The 17,913-nt window shown below is 43.8% G+C and carries 17 protein-coding genes; 16 read left to right on the plus strand and 1 reads right to left on the minus strand.

The features are described 5' to 3' along the window. The first annotated feature begins 256 nt into the window (after positions 1 to 256). The 7 genes from ACJJIE_RS01635 (at position 257) to ACJJIE_RS01665 (ending at position 5,675) form a co-directional block, all read left to right on the plus strand. Positions 257 to 559, plus strand: coding sequence for a hypothetical protein (locus ACJJIE_RS01635; protein ID WP_444893302.1), 303 nt, complete (start codon positions 257 to 259; stop codon positions 557 to 559). Between the two features lie 104 nt (positions 560 to 663). Next, complete coding sequence (locus tag ACJJIE_RS01640; RefSeq protein ID WP_282932064.1) at positions 664 to 1,071, plus strand: hypothetical protein; 408 nt, start codon at positions 664 to 666, stop codon at positions 1,069 to 1,071. A 114-nt stretch (positions 1,072 to 1,185) separates the two neighbouring features. Then, positions 1,186 to 1,704, plus strand: coding sequence for a hypothetical protein (locus ACJJIE_RS01645; protein ID WP_444893303.1), 519 nt, complete (start codon positions 1,186 to 1,188; stop codon positions 1,702 to 1,704). Between the two features lie 161 nt (positions 1,705 to 1,865). Next, entirely contained in the window at positions 1,866 to 2,156 is a 291-nt protein-coding gene (locus tag ACJJIE_RS01650) for a hypothetical protein (RefSeq protein ID WP_282932066.1), read from the plus strand. 42 nt (positions 2,157 to 2,198) lie between these two features. Next, positions 2,199 to 2,690 carry a hypothetical protein gene (locus tag ACJJIE_RS01655; protein ID WP_444893304.1) on the plus strand — a complete coding sequence of 164 codons (492 nt, stop codon included), beginning with the start codon at positions 2,199 to 2,201 and terminating at the stop codon, positions 2,688 to 2,690. A gap of 1,990 nt (positions 2,691 to 4,680) precedes the next feature. After that, a complete protein-coding gene (locus ACJJIE_RS01660; protein WP_444893305.1) occupies positions 4,681 to 5,325 on the plus strand; it encodes a zinc metalloprotease in 645 nt (214 codons plus the stop codon). Positions 5,326 to 5,390: 65 nt separating this feature from the next. Continuing rightward, positions 5,391 to 5,675, plus strand: coding sequence for a hypothetical protein (locus ACJJIE_RS01665; RefSeq protein ID WP_282932069.1), 285 nt, complete (start codon positions 5,391 to 5,393; stop codon positions 5,673 to 5,675). Positions 5,676 to 7,220: 1,545 nt separating this feature from the next. Here ACJJIE_RS01665 and ltrA (ACJJIE_RS01670) read toward each other — a convergent pair. Further along, positions 7,221 to 8,519 carry a group II intron reverse transcriptase/maturase gene (gene ltrA / locus ACJJIE_RS01670; RefSeq protein WP_282931929.1) on the minus strand — a complete coding sequence of 433 codons (1,299 nt, stop codon included), beginning with the start codon at positions 8,517 to 8,519 and terminating at the stop codon, positions 7,221 to 7,223. 720 nt (positions 8,520 to 9,239) lie between these two features. Here ltrA (ACJJIE_RS01670) and csrA point away from each other — a divergent pair. From csrA to ACJJIE_RS01715, 9 genes are all read left to right on the plus strand, one after another. Beyond that, a complete protein-coding gene (gene csrA / locus ACJJIE_RS01675) occupies positions 9,240 to 9,419 on the plus strand; it encodes a carbon storage regulator CsrA (protein WP_444893306.1) in 180 nt (59 codons plus the stop codon). A gap of 1,108 nt (positions 9,420 to 10,527) precedes the next feature. Next, positions 10,528 to 10,923, plus strand: coding sequence for a hypothetical protein (locus ACJJIE_RS01680; RefSeq protein WP_444893307.1), 396 nt, complete (start codon positions 10,528 to 10,530; stop codon positions 10,921 to 10,923). A gap of 69 nt (positions 10,924 to 10,992) precedes the next feature. Next, positions 10,993 to 11,427 carry a hypothetical protein gene (locus tag ACJJIE_RS01685; protein WP_444893308.1) on the plus strand — a complete coding sequence of 145 codons (435 nt, stop codon included), beginning with the start codon at positions 10,993 to 10,995 and terminating at the stop codon, positions 11,425 to 11,427. Positions 11,428 to 12,392: 965 nt separating this feature from the next. Further along, positions 12,393 to 12,872, plus strand: coding sequence for a hypothetical protein (locus tag ACJJIE_RS01690; RefSeq protein ID WP_444893309.1), 480 nt, complete (start codon positions 12,393 to 12,395; stop codon positions 12,870 to 12,872). Between the two features lie 654 nt (positions 12,873 to 13,526). Further along, positions 13,527 to 14,720 (plus strand): group II intron reverse transcriptase/maturase, encoded by a 1,194-nt coding sequence (gene ltrA / locus ACJJIE_RS01695; protein ID WP_444893310.1) that lies wholly within the window; start codon positions 13,527 to 13,529, stop codon positions 14,718 to 14,720. A gap of 70 nt (positions 14,721 to 14,790) precedes the next feature. Then, positions 14,791 to 15,288, plus strand: coding sequence for a hypothetical protein (locus ACJJIE_RS01700; RefSeq protein ID WP_444893311.1), 498 nt, complete (start codon positions 14,791 to 14,793; stop codon positions 15,286 to 15,288). 188 nt (positions 15,289 to 15,476) lie between these two features. Then, positions 15,477 to 16,841: an IS4 family transposase gene (locus ACJJIE_RS01705; protein WP_507021872.1), complete on the plus strand. Its 1,365-nt coding sequence runs from the start codon at positions 15,477 to 15,479 to the stop codon at positions 16,839 to 16,841. Between the two features lie 39 nt (positions 16,842 to 16,880). Next, positions 16,881 to 17,354, plus strand: coding sequence for a netrin-like domain-containing protein (locus tag ACJJIE_RS01710; protein WP_444893313.1), 474 nt, complete (start codon positions 16,881 to 16,883; stop codon positions 17,352 to 17,354). 98 nt (positions 17,355 to 17,452) lie between these two features. Beyond that, positions 17,453 to 17,851, plus strand: a complete 399-nt coding sequence (locus ACJJIE_RS01715) for an ankyrin repeat domain-containing protein (protein WP_282932074.1) — start codon at positions 17,453 to 17,455, stop codon at positions 17,849 to 17,851. Positions 17,852 to 17,913: the final 62 nt, after the last annotated feature.

A 17,913-nucleotide genomic window follows, 5' to 3' on the forward strand; every position in this document is an offset into this window, starting at 1 on the left:
GCCAGCAGAAGCTTCTCCTACTTCTAGTTGAAACTCAGTAACTCATTGATACTTAAAGGGTGCCAAAGGTGATGTAAAGCTGAGAAAATACAGAATTATAAAGGCGCTGCTTTGTATATATTCTTGCGTATTTACACAAAAATAAGGTAACTTATTGATTTTATTGAGATTTGAAAGAAAATCGGGCGTAGAAATATAAAGCGGGCTGATATAAAGAAGCTTCTTTTGAATTAACAGTTAGCTGTCTGGGGTAGTCATGAGCGAAGTCGCACAAGCTGGTGGGAAAGTACTGGCTTTGTGGCTAATTCTATTTTTGATGTTGGCCTACTTTGTTGTCGGAGCACTATCAAATGGAATAGTTATTCCCTGCCGAGATGGTACGTTGACTTTAACAAGGCAAGCCGCGTGGGTAGCCTGTCTTTTCTCATTGTTTTGGTTGTCGGGTGATATTATTCGCCACTATCCGGGCATAACATTATTTAGCACTAAACGTAAAGTCGTTGCCTCAGCGCTTACCGTCACAGGGGTAGGGCTGTTTTCTATGCAATCTATCCAGTAATCAACAGTTAACAAGTACATCAATCTCGCCAGCAGAGCTGGCTGGACTACAACAAACTGCCGCGCCGTTTACGGCCGGTTATGTGAACGTTAGGTATACCATTCATGAATCCGTACAAAGCACCTGAATCAGATATTGAGCTAGAGAAACTAGCTACTCCTACAAGTATCAAGATGGTGTACCTCCTCATAGCCCTAAGCTTTCTAATCTTCTTGATTGAAGAGTTTATCTACGTGCTTAGCTCTGAAACAGGAATACTCGACCCCTTTAATTACATATTCATCCCTATATGGGGTGCCATTTTGCTATGGGTCTCTGGCATGATCAGAAAAAGAACCGAGAATCCTAAAAGTACCTTCCTGATCTTGGCTGTCGTAGTTTCCGGCATGAGCATTCTCACACCTCTGGGTGCTTACTCACTATATACGGGGATCGGCGAAGCTTCATGCTTTCTAGCGGTATACTATCTGCTAAACAAAAGAGCACCAGAACGCTGGTTTAAACCTGCCTAACAATCCAATGAAGTCTGACTACTAAGCGCCGCTGGGTTGGCACGAGGCCGTCCCTATTATAGGGTCCTCACTGGACAGTTTATTGGCGAGTTAGCCTCTACATGAGTTCAAGGAATGGAAGCAAGTATTTTAGATAGACCTCCATTGTCTGGAGAATTTGAAGAGCATTCAGTCATAGAGTCAGGAAATAATACTCTGTGGGTTAAATTTTTGGATTCGGAATACTTGGAATGGGTTGGCGTCTTTAGCCAAGGCGATTGCGAATCAACAAATTTAGTGCTCCCGTTACAAGATAAACACCTATTTTTAATTGTTGCTGGTGGTCAAGGCTATCTTGTAGATCCAGATTCTAGAAAAGTAATGGCAAAAACAGATTGGGATATGATTGAAGCAGTCGCGTACAATGGCGAAACAAATTGCTTTGTTGCCACAGATGGACTGTGTTTGGCTGTTATCGAGGGAACTAACATGGTCTGGTCAGGTAATCGAGTATCCGCAGATGGTATTTCTATCGAAAAGCAAGTGGGTTCTACTGTGTATGGAAGAGTCAACGATCTTACAGCTGAGGGCTGTGAATATAGCTTTAATATAAAAACTAAAGAGTTCAACTGTAAGTGGGAATGTTTCTTCTAGTTCCAAAGACTAACAAGTTACTGTATTCAGGCACATACTACTACGCTCATTTTTATATCTGTCACTGTGCACCATTTTCACACAAAAATGCTCCCTGCAGTATGTCCCGGTGAGCAAGACATTTTCGCAAGGTATTAAGGTTAAGACCAGTATCCATCAGAATGAAATATCAAAGTATTGAACAACATTTGTCTTCGGAGTTTGGGTATGATCAATATCAGGTCTCTGATCATGCAGTAAATCACCGGGAAGAAATTCTACGAAGTGAAATTTGCGGGTGTTTTATGTGCGAGGAGAATTTTCCACCAAGTGAGATTGTTCGCTGGACTGACAATGAGCAAACAGCTTGTTGTCCAAAATGTGGGTTAGGCAGCGTTGTTGTTGGGGCCTCTTCAGGTATGCCAGTAACTAATAAAACATTTTTAAGTTTAGTTGGTTTACATTGGTCATAAAAAACTTAACAAGTTTAGGCGCCTGTATTACGAGATTATGATATGAATCGACTAGCAATATTAACATATTTTTTGTGTGCCTCAGCTTTTGGCTACGATACAACTTTATTACACGTTCACGAGCTAAAATTGAAGGGCGTTCTTCCTGAGCCTTATAAGGAATTTTTTCTCGAAATAGAGCTTGATGAAAATACGGATAATGTCAGAATTTTTAATCTTAGAGTAGGCGACGAACAAATTAAGATGCCCGCTGCTGAGATGAAGAAACTTAAGGACGTAAACTTGGGTAGCTTAAGAACAGAGTATGGTATGTTCGGGCATGTTTTTCCGGATGTTGGAGATCGAATTTATATTAGGATGTCAGTAGGAGACTCAAAATATATCGAATGTAAGGGAGCAGAGGGAGTTGATGGTAAACGGGCTTTCGATACAATATTGATTGATATTAAACCCGGCTCACCAATTGAGGTAACAAGTGAATCCAATTACATTCATTTTATTGGTTCGTATATCCCGTGCTATCGCAGCTCATAACAAAGCGTTACAGTACTTTGTCTAAAGTAGAGGGTCTTTTGTGATCGCAATGCCAATATCAAAAAAGTCACCCAGTTTTGGTCGCGGCTAAACGTGGTGTTGTATGCTTCAGCGGAGAGATATGAGTTTTGAGTAAGTGGCTTTATCTTTTAGTTATTTTTATACTAGCCGGCCTGCTTTATCCGGTAATCTACCTCCTCGGCCTAGAAAGGTTAGGGGGTGGAGCTTTACTGAGGGTCCCGGAGTTCATCATATAAGCGTACTGATAGGATTCCTATTGTATCCGTTCATAGAGGGCTACAGGTGCTATAAAACAGGTAGTCGCTCATTGGCTGCTATTTTTTTCATTTTCGGAATAATTTTACCAGTTATAAGTGGCGCTTTTTTAATACTTTTATTTGAATCTATGTTGAAGTCTAGAAGCCATGGATAACAAAGCGACGCATAACCAGGTCGAACAAGACTGCCCAGCTATGTATATGTCATAGGCATACTGTTCTCATGTGTTATATGGGTATGGTAGCTACTGCCGTCTTTTGGTGGGCGATTCGGTACTATGCCTAACTAGTAAAAGCACCGGACGCACTGGCGTGCGCTCGGTACATTTACCCCCAATACTCTAAATAGTTGATAAGATAAATGAGAAAATCATCACCTGAAGCTTTACTTACAATCGGCACTATCATTCTGTTGACATTACTCCCACTTCTGGTTGGATGGCTGCTGGTAAAAACCTACAGACTTATAAAGCCAATTCAAGAGAAAGAGCTTACGGGCCTTGCAAGTATAGGGGCGCCAAGGCGGGATAGTTTTTTTAAATTTGCAGTCTCAGGGTGGGCTGTCTGCGGCCCAATCTACTATTGGGTTTTCAGTTCTGGGATTCTTGGTTAGCGCCATGTTTAACAATCACAGGACATTTTCTATGGGCCCCATACTTCTATGAAGTACTTCATAATATTATATTTTTTAGTTGCTTGTATTGGATGTAATTCGACTTCTCCATATCGACAGGTTGCGAAGGAAATAGTCACCATAGATTTGGGAAATTTTGGTGTAGGGTTATCTGGTTGTTGGGTTGAGGACTACCGGAGTGGATGTGATTCATACGGAATCAATGGAAATGTGACGTTCGAGCGGACAATTTTCACTTGCATAGATTCTCTAGAAGAAATGAGTAGGGAAATATATGGCCCTAAATCATGGCCGAAAGACTCGATGGCTACAATCCAGCTTGTTGCGTGTATGAGAGAAAATGGCTGGAAAGTAGTTGTGATGGAAATCGTTTCTACTTAGTAAAATTATATCAAGCGGATGTTATCGCTCTTGTGGAATTGGGGCAGCCCTTGAGCTTTTCCAATTCAGCCCCAAAGACAAATGTTAAGTCAATTAAGTATCAGAGAAACGGCAATATTGCACACCCAAAGATTAGTGTAAGGGGTGCCTGGGCACTCCAGGGTAAAGTCATTGGCCTATAGGTACTGCGGTGGACATATATAAGTAATTTTGCGGGGTTCCCACCTTTGCCAACAGGATTGTCGGATTATGAACCTTGTTTGGTGGGTGCATGGGATTGTGGTCGAAGATCAACCTATTAACACCGAAGATATCTGGACAGGTTGTGAATGCATGTTCATAAGCTGGCCGCCCTCTCTAGCTTAGGCTAGGCCAATCGAACTGGCGGAAGGGCTCAAAAGCCTTTCCGTTGATCGCTATGATCTTTATTACACTATCTCTGAAACCAGTCTGATCTCGGTGAGAGCCCTCAAGGGAAACCGGGACAGCACCGCTATAATTCTGAGGCCGTAAGTATCAATGATTAGTTTAACTGTCTAAATCTGACTTCGTGTGAGGTAATATTTCAGATCTTCTCCTAAATTAGCCTTGAGTGCGATTACACTTCATTACCTGTAGTTGATATCTGAACTTCGGGGGGAATAATGATGCTCGTTGGTTTTTTGTGAAATTGATATTTATTTTCTTAGGGGAACGCATGTCAGTGCTAAGGTCAGGAGAGACTGTTATAGCTTCAGAAACGGATGTTCGATCTGGAACTATAGGGTATGGTGGAGTCAATGATGCATTCGATTTATATCTGGTGAAGTTGGCTAGTGGAAATTATTTACTTATAGTTTTTATGAAGATCCAGTTCTTCTTTGAGGATGGAGAAGGTGGTAAGTGGAGTTCATCAGAAAAGTCACTTTTTGTTAGTCGGTGGAAGCTTGCTATACAGAACAAGTGGGGTGGAAGAATACTTAAATATCTGACATCTGGAAAAGCTATTGGTATAGATTTTAGGTTTGAGACGCAAATAGGTGGCTGGATGTTGGATCACTGGGAAATAACCGTAGAAAAGGTTAGCAAGTTTGCTGTAAGTAGTGTTAATCCTGTAATGGGAACCGTTGCACTGGATAGTCAAGACTTGAAGCTTGTAAGGAAGTCGGGTGGTCAACGGCAGCGTGGTGCAGTCCATGAGTTTGGTCATATGCTTGGCCTTGAAGATGAATATCATAAATCAAGTAAGCATAGTGGGGACTATAGATCTGTTATGAATAGTGGCGAAACAGTACTTAAAAGGCATGACAGTACTCATATGAAATGGTTAGAAAGTAAATTGGCGAATCATGGTATTTCATAGTGCTTAAAAATTTATGCTTAATATTATTGGTTTTTAGCCTGGTATCCTGCGGCAGGGGAGATAGTATGGGTGATATAAAAGTCCTAGCATCAAAGGTTGTTTCGAGCTCTACGGCCCAGGAGGAAGAGCGAGCCTTAGAGAGTGTGTGGGAATATGTTTATAAAAATAGAATTTACGTTGAGATATTATCAGTGGATTCTGAAGGGGGTAAAGCTGATATCAATAACCTTGAAGGTTTGAGTGGAGTGGTTAAAGTTCAAGCTATATTTTCAAAGGGTGATCAGTCTTTTACTTTAGAGTGGGAGCCGCATGAGTTAGATAATGTGTTTATCCTATATAGAGAAAAATAGGTGGATTGATCTGATCTCATAGATAGGAAATTCTTTTGCGATCATCTTATGATGTCAATTGTTTGGTCGAGACTGGGGCGCGAGAGAAGAGTATTTTTTACAGCTTTTGAGTTAGTGGGTGTCCAAGATGGCAATCCTGGACACTCAATGATCACGATTGAGAACATTTATCAATTGAAAAGCATTTAGGTAAAAAACCTGACTTCCATACTAGTTGGTGAACTTTCAGAGGTTTGGCGTTAAAACAGACGGTATGCTAGTCCTGATAGCCGCTTATCGGGTCAATTAGCAAGAGATTGCGCAAAGAGCTGCACAGCGAGCTAGCCGGCCCAGATGAATAGGCTGAATTTAGCAGGAGGTGGGAAGCAGAAAACGCTGGCAATCGCGTAACCCGTTCACCCAGCATTTGTTTTGCTGAGTACAGACTTGGCGTACCACTTCCGCTGAGCCCACTAATCGCTTAAAGCGGCTTTCAAAGTTGAGGTAGAGCTAGTGCTTTGGAAAGATGCCCAGCCGTTTTCGGATAGGTGGTGCATCCGCTGCAATGGCCTCGCGCTTTTTAGGGGGCAGCTGTCGGCCACTCCAATTTACCAGCTCTAAATAGTGGTCTACAGCTGAAAAGGCAAGCCTTTGGGCATATTCCGACGCCCCCCGACAGCCAGCGGCAAAAGATTTGTGGGTTGCTCACCTGAGATTGCAGCGTGAATGCGTTGCTGGATTGAAGTGTAATCGAATTCCCCTGGAGCTTTAGCTATGCCAGAACGGATAAGGTTAGGGTCCACGTTACTGGTAAGGATAGAGCTAAGCCTAAAATCTAAAGCGACCTTACCAGCGGTTACTTGTACGGTTGGTTTTAACCCAAAATAACCAAGCAATAGCACTAATGTGGGGAGTTGACTTGCAAGATGGTAACTTCACGCCGAACTCAATATTTATCCCTACAATAGAATCCCGTTCATCTTGTATTTAACCAAGGAATGCGGCTACAAGCATAAAACTAATGAGCCATTTAAATCATTAGTGAACTTTCACAATCCACGGTTTTGCCTTTGGTTAACTATTTGAATAAGAGTATTACTCTTTAATCTTTTCAGAAAAGCATGGGGTAAATTCCAATGTAAACTGAATTCTCCAATGGTTGACTGAGGTTTCCTTAGTCAAAAATGTATAAAAATATAGGCGCGAAAATTATCTTATTGGAATTTATTCAGTTTGTTTAAATCTCAAAGCTGCGTAAAATCGATAGATATTTTTGGTATTTTGGCCGTAATAGAGCGAGCCAATTAAAAACGCTTCAGAACTTTAAATAGTATTGAAAGCTTCGAGAGAGTCGAGAATTCTCTAAAAAACCCATCCCCTCAAAGGAGAACGGTAGCGTGACGTAAGAGTAAGTAAAAGGCGCTGACCCAAGGTGCTAGGAACACCCGGGGCCAGCTAACCAAATTGATACGTAGACTATCAAAGGTCGAGTAGACCAAAGGAACTTCCCCTTCGACCTCTCACAGAACCGTACGTGAACCTCTCAATTCATACGGCTCTTCGTATTCAGCACATTTTCAATCTTCCCATTCTCCAGTGTGCAAACAAGCCGCGCATTTGTTGACGAACTTTTCCAATAAAGGCCCAACTTTTGAAACAGCTTCGCTTCAGATGCTTAAACTTCTTCCTGGCCCAACGCATCAGCGTTTGGTCAAGATACTTCTGAAGTCGATAAACACCATATCTCCGCCCAAAGTGACCATAGTAGTTCAGCCAACCCTGTATTGCGGGATTAAGTACTTTTGCCATTTCAGATAGTGATCGATCCACCCAGTTTATTACTCGCCATTGCCTGACCTTATCCTTAATCCTCTTGAAGGCCTTAGGGCTCATTGAAGGACTAAATGCGGTGAAGATCTGTCCTTGGCGATTCCTTGCTTTTCTGGGACCAAATCGAAAGCCCAGAAAGTCAAAGTGGATCACTGGGTGGGAGTCTTTACGATTACTGTTCTTGCAATAGACCTTGCGCGTTTTCTCTGGATGAGCCTCAAGCCCGCAGGTAGTCAAGCGTGCTTTTAGAGCCGCCAGTAAGCGATCCGCCTCTCGAGGATTACGACAATGGTAAACAGCATCATCCGCGTAACGCTCAAAAGGAATATCTCTGTGCGTTCTCACCATCCAGGCGTCCAGCGCGTAGTGCAAAAACAAGTTTGCCAGTAGAGGGCTGATTACACCCCCTTGTGGAGTACCTTGTGTTCGCTCTTCAAGCTGTCCGTCCCGATGTTGTACTGGAGCCGTTAACCAGCGCTGTACATAGAGTCTGACCCACTGATGATTATTATGTTTATCTAATGCCTTCAGCAGGAGTTCGTGATTAATATTGTCAAAGAAACCCTTGATATCTAAATCAACTACCCAGATTCTATCCCAGCATCGTTGTCGAGCTCGGCGCACTGCGTCTATAGCAGATTTGCCTGGCCGATAGCCGTAGGAGTCAGGGTGAAATACCTTCTCCAATTCTGGCTCCAGCAGTTGCTTAGCCACCATTTGCGCAATGCGATCTTCGATTGTGGGGATACCCAGTGGTCGCAGGCTGCCATCGAGTTTCGGAATATCCACTCGTTTGACGGCTGATGGAAAATAGCTGCCAGATGACATCCGATTCCATAGCTTGTACAGGTTTTTGGCGAGATTCGATTCATATTGCTCTATCGTTATCTCATCAATCCCCGCTCCGCCGCCATTGGCCTTGATCTGCTTCCACGCTTCCCAAACCGCTCGCTTGGGAATATTGAATGGCTTTGCGCTAATCGTTAATTCCTCCCCATCTGGGTTGATTACACGGTTAGTCGCCGAATACGACAACCCCTTCGCTCCACGTCCATTACAGCCGCTTCTCCACTACTACGGGTTGTTCCGCCCCTGTGACCAGTCTTGGTACTCAACGTCTTGCAGGGCCTCTACTTGACGCTCTTCCTTAACACCTGGACGACAGGTTCTCCTGTTCCACCCAAAAGCCTGTTGTGTGTTCACGCCACCTCTATGCCGGATGCCACTCGGTCGGTAAACAGGTAACCTCCAAGCTTATCCCCGCACTTAGCCAGTGCACGGGTTTTGACATCATCTTGGTAATACGCTTTCGACACCTCATCAGTGGTTCATTTGCATTCGTCTCTACACAACATACCTGACGTATCTCGTACGCCTTTTCCTCAAGCGCTTCTAACCAAAGCTCTTTACTCCGATCACCTTGAGGGGGTTTGTTATCACTTCCTGCAAAGCGATAACGGAGGGCCGACCTCCATCTCCTGGATAGCACGTATTTTTTTTTTTATTTATAAAAAAAAAAAAATACTCAGGACGCACTGGCTATATGCATAGTACGCTAGAAACCCGCTCGTCTTCAATAAAGTGGAGTACATTCAGCGGCTTGGGGCCTGTTCCCAAGCGCTGGAAGCCTAGCGCCCGCCTTTTCCTCTTCTCTGCCTACCGTCCCCGCGCACCACCCCACATTTCCTCCAAACGTTAAGCCCAAGCTTCCCCACCCCGGAAGCGCCCAAACTTTGACCATCGAAGGAAATAAGTATGTTGATCTTAAAGCGACGGACAGGTGAACTTCTAAGGATTGGAGCAAATGTCTCAGTCACAGTGCTGGAGGTGAAAGGTAATCAAGTGAAGATAGGCATAAGCGCACCCAAATCACTCCCCATCCACCGTGAAGAAATCTATGTGCGGATCAAAAAGCAGCAGAGAGCAAAGGCCTGAATATCCTAAAAAGGGTAGGGCAACTTAAGGCACCCAGTAATTAAAAGATGGGATTCCAAGTAGAATCATTGCGCCTCTGTTCGGTAGGGGATATACGCGCTCTGATTCGAATGCCTCTTGGATGCCAAAGGTGATTAGGTAGCGAACTCGGAGTGGCCATGCTGAAGTCTTGGAGGTGTTTAACAAGCAGACCCTCTTATCCGACAGGAAGAGAGGGTAGGCAAGCCTTGCCAGCGCCATAAGACGTGTACTCAATGCTTGGCTTGCTATACACAGACCCTCCAGATGAATGTTGACGAGCCCACCAGTTGTTTAAAGCGGCTTTCGGCGTTGTGCTAAAGCTAGAGCCCACGGCTGCCAAGATATCTAGCCTCATAGTGATGGAGGAATATTTCCGTCAGTGCTCCCTAGCTCTTGTGCGCCGAGTCAGCGATCAATCCAGCTGCCAGCAATGGAGGTTCCACTTTTGACGGAATCTGTGCTTCCCTTCATGCTTTCCCGAGCCTGTAGTCAGCCCCCCCAGATTCGTTGTTGCCACGTATAAGGGTGGTAGCAGCGGAGAACCTGTTGACGCCGGGTGACAAAAATTAGGAGATCAATAAAGTAGGGGTAGAAAGGTGAGTGGAGGTACTGTATATCGACCTGTACTTACAAGAAAGTGAAGCTTGGGCTTACAGGTGGGGAGGAGGTCGCGCCTGATGATATGGAGTACACCGTGCGCAAGCGCCTGCGAGTGATGGGGCTGATTTTAGGGTATAAGTGGTAGGCTAGACATAACTCTCAGATCGTCGGTTTGTGGTTATATAGATAGGTTTTGACTGAAAAGTATACAGTTGTGCACTCTACAACAAAATCAGCAGCAGCTGCTCCTATTTCTAGGTGAAACTCCGTAACTCATTGATACTTAAAGGGTTCCAAAAATGATATAAAGCAGAGAATATACAGAATTATAAAGACGCTGCTTGGTATTTATTCTTGCATATTTGCGCCAAGTTACGATAGTTTATTGATTTTATGAGCTTTTTTGAGTCCCCAAAGGAAGTGAGGCATAGAAATATAAAGCAGGGTGATATAAAGAAGCTTCTTTTGAATTAACTGTTAAGCCAATATGACCAAGAAAAGTAGAATAATTGGATTGCTCTCTATAGTTCCCGGTACGATCTGGGTACTCTATTTAACAATCGCTCTCGGATTGGCTGTGTTTAGTAAAGGAAGATTTGATCTCGGGCCAAATCCATATCAAACAGTATTTTTACTTTTTGTACCGTGCTTAGCTCTATTGCAGCTTTGGAGGCTCCTTTATAAGGAAACTCCATTGTCCGAAATTGGTTCACTTGAAAAGGCGGTTTCAACGTTGCTAGGAGTGCCGGTGATTTTGTTGGGCGCAGGTACTGTTTTAGCTATTTTGTTTACATCTCCCTCAGCAGCTGTTCTTTATGGTTTGTTCGTTTTGCCATTAACTATTTATGGAGCATGGTGCCTTTATGAACTCTGGCTGGCTTAACAAGCGCAGGCTGTCGGAACGCCTTTCCGCTGCGCTCCAAGTTGTCCGCAGCTGCGGGCGTTATGTTTTTTGAGGGGTCGTTCCATTAAAACAAATAATCTTGAAATTCATAGAGCAGAGCCTGCAGTAATTGAGTTGAATGGCTTCCTCAATGCATTAAGGTGTGTGATCGACTGTCCGAAAAGGATGTTTAGTGCAACACTTGTCGAAAAGGATGCTGGTTTAAACTCTATTGTCGAAGGCACAATAAAAAGTATTGGTGAGTTTGGAAAACTCATAGAACAAAGACAATCTGATTACAAAACTACTTATCAATTATTCATCGATCATATTTATAAGAAAATATCGGATACCAAAACTAGGGCTTTGGATAATTTAGATTGGAATCTAATTGAGTATTATGGTCTTATCTCAACATCAGACCAAGAAGATGGCCCTTGGAATAGATTTATTAGTCAAGAACATACGACTTTAAAATTTCTTGATGATGACGGTGATGAGTAAATTTTATTCTTTGTAGAATTTAGTGATTTTGTAGTGGTAACCCAATTGGGGTTAGCGTGGAATGAGAAATAAACATAACCAGGGCATGCACCCGACCTCCGGCAATTTGCACCTTTTTTGCGGTAGAGCTGCAAAAAAGCCTCCAATTACCTCCGGCTGGTGATGCAGGCGTTATTGTGGCGGTCGGTTTTATTGATTTTTCGTGGTAACTGAAGGTTTCGTGCCACTAAATAGCATCTGGTATTGAGCAATTTTACTGATTGCTATTCAGGCAGTTTCGCTCCAAGAGTGTTCGCTCGGGTGTTGTAAAAAGAGGCAGTCCGCTGCAATTTCGCGGATTGCCAGTAAGATAAGAATTGGTTAGGGAAAGTGCGGTATTCTTCCCTCGTAAATATTGGGCAGCGGCCAGCCAAACTATGGCTGGCAAAGTGCTAGTAGTCGGTCCCGAGCGCGCCAGCCATAACCAAGCTAGGCAAGCTCGCCCAACCCCTTCGGGGCTGGGCTGGACAGCCTACGCGTTGCTTCGGCTGCCCTTGCTAGCGGCGTTATGTGTCACCGTTAGCACAAGCTTGGATATTCAACAGAAATATGGATTTTCAATAGGTCGCATGAAAAGTTGGTTCATACCCGTTTCAATTGTTCTTGTTCTGCTCGTACTTGCTGTGGGCGTGCCGGCCATCATGCTTCAGTTAAAAATAGATAAGTGCTTAGATAGTGGCGGTAAGTTCATGTATGACAGTAAAGAGTGTGAGGTCGTAAAGTAGTTAATGTATCCAACACATAACAAGCAGCGGCAGAGCGACAGCCAACGCTACGCACCTTTTGTGTTACTCGCTGGCGCTCAAACATTAACACAAATTGCGCTCCGCGCTGGCTGCGCCTGCGCTGGGCGTTAGGGTTCAGAGAGTCATAAATAGATAAATATAGTGAAAAGATTAATCGTGTTATTCGTAGGAGCTATTTCAATGAGTGCAAATTCAGAGAATCTCCAAATTGAAGTGAAGGAAGTGAATGGTGGTGATCACGATCAAATTGAACAGATGTTGGCTGTTCAACCGCTTTCTAAAGAGGAATTGACTCAAGTACAAGATTACGGAGCTGGTACGGTTAGTAGTTTCATCAAGAATGGCGTGCAAGGTTTCGATTATTCCGAAAAGTCGGTTAAGTTCTTGAGCGAAGTGATTGATAGGGAAGGTCCGACTTACTCAGAGCGAGCTAAGAATATGCTGCCAACCTTGTGGGGTGCCTACTATGGTGAAGCTCTTTTAAAGCGTTACCAAGGCAATTGGGTGAAGCTAGGGGATGGTTCATATTCTGTGAAGCTAAAGAATGGGTATGTCATTAAGCCCATGCTTCGTCTGGATAAACACATTAGCTTCGGTCACAAAGAAGCTATTTATGCGCAATACCTGACGATCGAAAAAGTCGAAGCCAAAACACCCTAACAAGTGCCGGCACAATCGCGCACTTCGTGCGCTGGACTCGCAACTAGTTGCTCGCCTGTGCGGCAGGCGTGTGTGCCAGGCATGGCATTTAACTAGAGAGGTGAAAGTCCTCTTACCAGGTATTCGTGGAGCCGAAGGTTAGCGAAAGGGCAAGGTTAATATCGCGAGGTATTAGCTGGAGGAAGCCCAACGCAAATTCACGGGATGATGAACAAGAACTGGATATGAGGTGTGACGTAGGTGGAGCCAGTGGGCACGTGACCATAAAGCTCTCCATCCACAATTGGCCTACGTTTTATAAATCCAGCATCTACGTGAAGAAAGTTAAATGTCTTACCCTGGGAGGTCTATGGGTTGTTAATGGAATAACTGAAAACTGAGAGATTGGTTTTGACCGGCCTATAGAAGTCAGCAGAAGGCATAGTAGGTAGATTTCGTGCTACTGAAGGCCTGAACAATTCTGGACAGTATTATTAATGCAGAGCTTGATGACTGCATCTGACAAGTAACTTAGTTACCAGGAAAAAAATATTTTTTTCTGGGTGAACATCAAACTGGAAACTTAATCATACATTGTCCAATTTCCCATCTCTTTTAATGCAGCGAATTCTAGATAGGAATAATCTGTTTCGAGCATTACAACAAGTTTCTCGTATGCCGGAACATCTTAAGCAGACCTGGATTGCTACCCGACAAAAGGTGTTAAGTAGTAGCTATCGTCCTCAACCGGTGAAACGCGTCTTTATACCAAAAGGCAATGGAGGCCTGCGTCCATTGGGTATACCCACTGTGCAAGATAGGTTGATCCAACAAGCTATCGCACAGATACTCAGTGAGCAATGGGAGCCGAAGCTTCATGCTCTTAGTTTTGGTTTTAGACCAAATCGATCGGCACACCAGGCGATTAGACAGGTCCAAAACTTTGTCCGGCAAGGAAAGCGCTGGACGATCGATATGGACTTGAAATCCTTCTTTGATGAAGTGAATCATGACAGGCTCATGCTAACACTGAAGCAAAGCGGAATACCGGCTGATGTGCTGGGGTTGATAAACCGATACCTAAAAGCGCCAACGGTAGTCGATGGCAAGGTAATAGCTACAACAAAAGGCGTCCCGCAAGGTGGGCCGTTATCTCCGCTTCTAGCGAATATTGTGCTTAATGAACTGGACTGGGAGCTGCACAAGCGGCAACTCAGTTTTGTACGATATGCCGATGATTTTCAAATACTGGTGGGAAGTCGTCGGTCTGCAGAGCGGATAAAAGTAAGCCTTACGCACTTCATCAAATGTAAGCTGAAGCTCACAGTAAATACTGAGAAGAGTGCAGAGGATCACTTCTGGAAGCGGAGCTTTCTAGGATTTAGATTGCTGAAGAAGGATGCCCGGATAAAGGTATCAGAATCATCGATTAATAAATTGAAGGCCAAGATCAGAATGATCACCCGCCGAACACGAGGCCGCAAGTTTACTCAGATCATAGATGAGTTAAAGAAGACCCTGCTTGGTTGGAAAGCGTACTTTGACATCAGTGAAGTACTGAGCCCTCTGAAAGATCTGGACAAGTGGATAAGGCGGAAGTTGCGATGTTATTTATGGAAGCAATGGGGACGTAGTGGTTACCGCAGATTAAGAAGGCTGGGCGTTGATCGTTTTTTAGCGTGGAACACGGCCAAATCAGCGCATGGACCATGGAGGCTAAGCAAAAGTCCTGCCCTTTACAGAGCATTGCCAAATAGATACTTTAGGAACTTGGGGCTGCCGGAATTGGCAGATAGGAAGGGGAATAGAATTGAACCGCCATGGTACGTGACCCGTATGCCTGGTGGTGTGGGAGGAGAGGCATCGTGAGGTGCCTCCCTATCCCGATTAAGTCATAGTAGAAATGAGATACGTGGAATCAAGTTATTGGAGATTAACGGTGCTAGTACTGTCGGTTACGGCAGTTCTGATTTTTTTCCGATTTCATATTTTTATCACGGTAACTCCATTCGAATGCTGGAGTTTTGAGGAAGTATGGGATTACCGCCCGGATCCATTGAATCCTTTTTGGATGTATACGATAGTTTTCCTGTTGCTTGCTATCTGGTCACTTTTGGAGTTGGTACTTGGTATAGTTGCAAAATCCCAGCGATTTGTTCCTTTTTTCTCGCTCGTTTTAATGATATCTGTTTTCTTTGGGCATATGCATTTTTGGCAATCATTCCAAGTTATGCGTGGAGAACAAGAGTTTAGTTACTTTACTCTCAAGCTGGTTCACTTTAAGCAAATTGGGCCAGAGGTTAGGCTTTCAGGTTTCCCTCCAAGCTGGCAGGAGTATGTGATCGAAAATAGGTGCGCTAAAGGTTTGGCAATTTCAAACATGTCAGATCAAGAGCGGAAAGAGCTTCATAGCAAGTACTTGAAGCTCTGGCAGTAGGGATTTAACAAGTTGCTGAAGTACACTCCGGTCGCAAAGGTCGCGGCCTCCGTGGGACAACCTACACTGCGTTTCGGTTGCCCCTTAGCAAAGCGCTAAGTTTTATACATAAGTTTTTTCAGTTTTATTTTATAAATCAATAAGTTACAGTTTAACCCAGTAAGAACTATAGATTTGGCTGGATAATTATGCAGGACTGGGTCATGGACGAAATAAAAAATCAGGTTATGGGTGATACACGCTTGAATAAGCGCCTGTCTAATATTCTCAGTAATTTAAGTTCCGACCCAAAGAATAGTATTCCCTGCGCAAACAAAACTTGGGCAGAAACGTTTGCGGCTTATCGCTTTATCGAAAATGATAAAGTCAACTTTGACTCTATTATGAGCGGCCATAAATCAGCAACTCTTGAGAGAATCAAAGCGCAGCCCGTTGTTCTTATTCCTCAAGATACTACCTTTTTAAATTTTGCCACTGACCTAGAAAGTAAAGAGATGGGAACTCTTCGACGGAAAGAGACCAATCAGCAACTTTTGCACACCTCAATCGCTATAACGCCATCAAGAGTTAACTTGGGTGTTGTTGAGGGTAGTATGTGGCAGAGAGACAAGGAATCAAGCTCTAATTCTCGCTATACCAAGTCGATAAAGGATAAGGAGAGTCGACGCTGGCTAGACCATTACGAAGCGGCTTGTCAGATACAGGAGCGCTGCCCTGAAAGCACAATTGTGAGTATTGCTGATAGAGAAGGTGATATTCATGAGTGGTTTCAACGGGCTGAAGATCAAAGTGAACAGCGGCGGGCGAGCTATATCGTTCGAGCTAAGGCCAATCGCACTTTAGAGCTCGATGGAGAAGAAACAGTTTTGCTTTGGGATCATATGAATGAGCAGAAATCTGTTGGTCTATACACGGTAGACATTCCCAAACGGAATGGAGAACCTGGAAGAAAAGCCAAAGTCAGTGTATCCACTACTGAGATACGGCTACTTGGGAAAGGAAAATCTAAACGACCACTTTCTCTCTATGCTGTATTGGCCAAAGAATTAAACCCACCAGAGGGTGAAAAAGGCATTGAGTGGATGCTGTTAACTGATCTTCCAGTTGAAGACTTTAAGCAGGCGAGAGTTATCATTGAGTGGTATCGAAGCCGGTGGGAAATTGAAACCTATTTTCGGGTAGTAAAAGGCGGATGCCAGATAGAAAGTAATCGTTTTAGAACAGAGCAGCGATTGTTGAATTGTATTGCGATCTATATGATTATTGGATGGCGACTACATTCGATAACTACACAAGCAAGAAGTCTTCCTGATGAACCATGTACGAGTGCTTACTCTGAAAAAGAATGGCGCATGGTATGGATGATGCGAGATAAAAGTTGCCCACCGAATATACCTCCAAGCATGAGGGATATAACGCGTATGTTGGCAGGCCTAGGGGGATTTCTAGGACGTAAAGGTGATGGCGAACCAGGGGTTAAAACTGTTTGGCAGGGATATACCAAACTGCTCCATTATATTGAAGCAGCAGAGGCTTTAAATGGGCTTAAATGATGTGTATAAAACACAGGCAAAGCGTTGTGAGAATCGTAAATGAAGAATGTGGTAATAGCCCTTCTAATAATCTTGCCTAATGTAGCCATGGCATGCAGCTGCAGAGGTTATGAAATTGAAGAAGCTTTTAACGACTACGAGTTCGTATTTCGTGGCGTAGTAAAAAGCATAGGGAGTAAGTGGGTTTGGGAAAAAGGTTATTGGCTACCGAACAGCCTGAATAAAGTGAAGTTCGAAGTAACCAAAAATTACAAATCTAGCGCTGCTGAAAAGGTAACAGTTTTTACTCATCCTCAGTCTTCTGCTTGTGGCTTCACCTTTCAAGAAGGAGTTGAATATGTTGTGTTCGCATATCCCGGCTCTAGGGAATCAGCTGAGTATGGTATGGCCGTTGAGGGAGGGGCTATGGTATCAAGCTGTAGCCCCACAATTCATTACGAAACACGAGAAGAGTATTACGAGGTAGAAAGGCTGCGTGTCATTAAGTACCTCGAATCAAGAGCTGGCTCATAACAAGGGCCAGCACAATCGCCAAATGCAAAAAACGCATTTGGCTGGACTCGCTACACTGCGTTTCGCTCGCCTGTGTGGCCGGCGTTAGGTATACAGGCATGGACCAGCTACTCAGAAAGATTTTAGATGATATCCAATCGGTGCCGGATTTTTCCGGCACCGATCTTAAGGACATAAATGACACGAATGCATTTGGTGATAACGCTCTCCATTGTGTTTGCGTATGGGGTGACATAGATGCTGCAAAATTGCTTGTAGAAAATGGCATCAATATCGAGCAAAAAGGTGAAGGTGGATTTACACCTTTGAAAGTGGCTGATGATTTTGAGCACTTTGAAATTGTTCGCTATCTAATATCGAAGGGTGCCAATGTCGAAGCTCTTGAAGCGGAATTCCAGTTTGACCGTGAGGCTAACTCACAGCATATGAGCAATCTACAGGAAAGCATCAAAGAGCTTGAGCAAAAAGTTAAAAACGAGTGTGGTAAAAATTCCTAACAAACGTCAGAAATCCGACATTTATTCCGGTGCTTGTTTTGTGTTCGCTGCGCTCATAATAC

Source organism: Microbulbifer maximicatervae (SeqCode) (assembly GCF_052467325.1).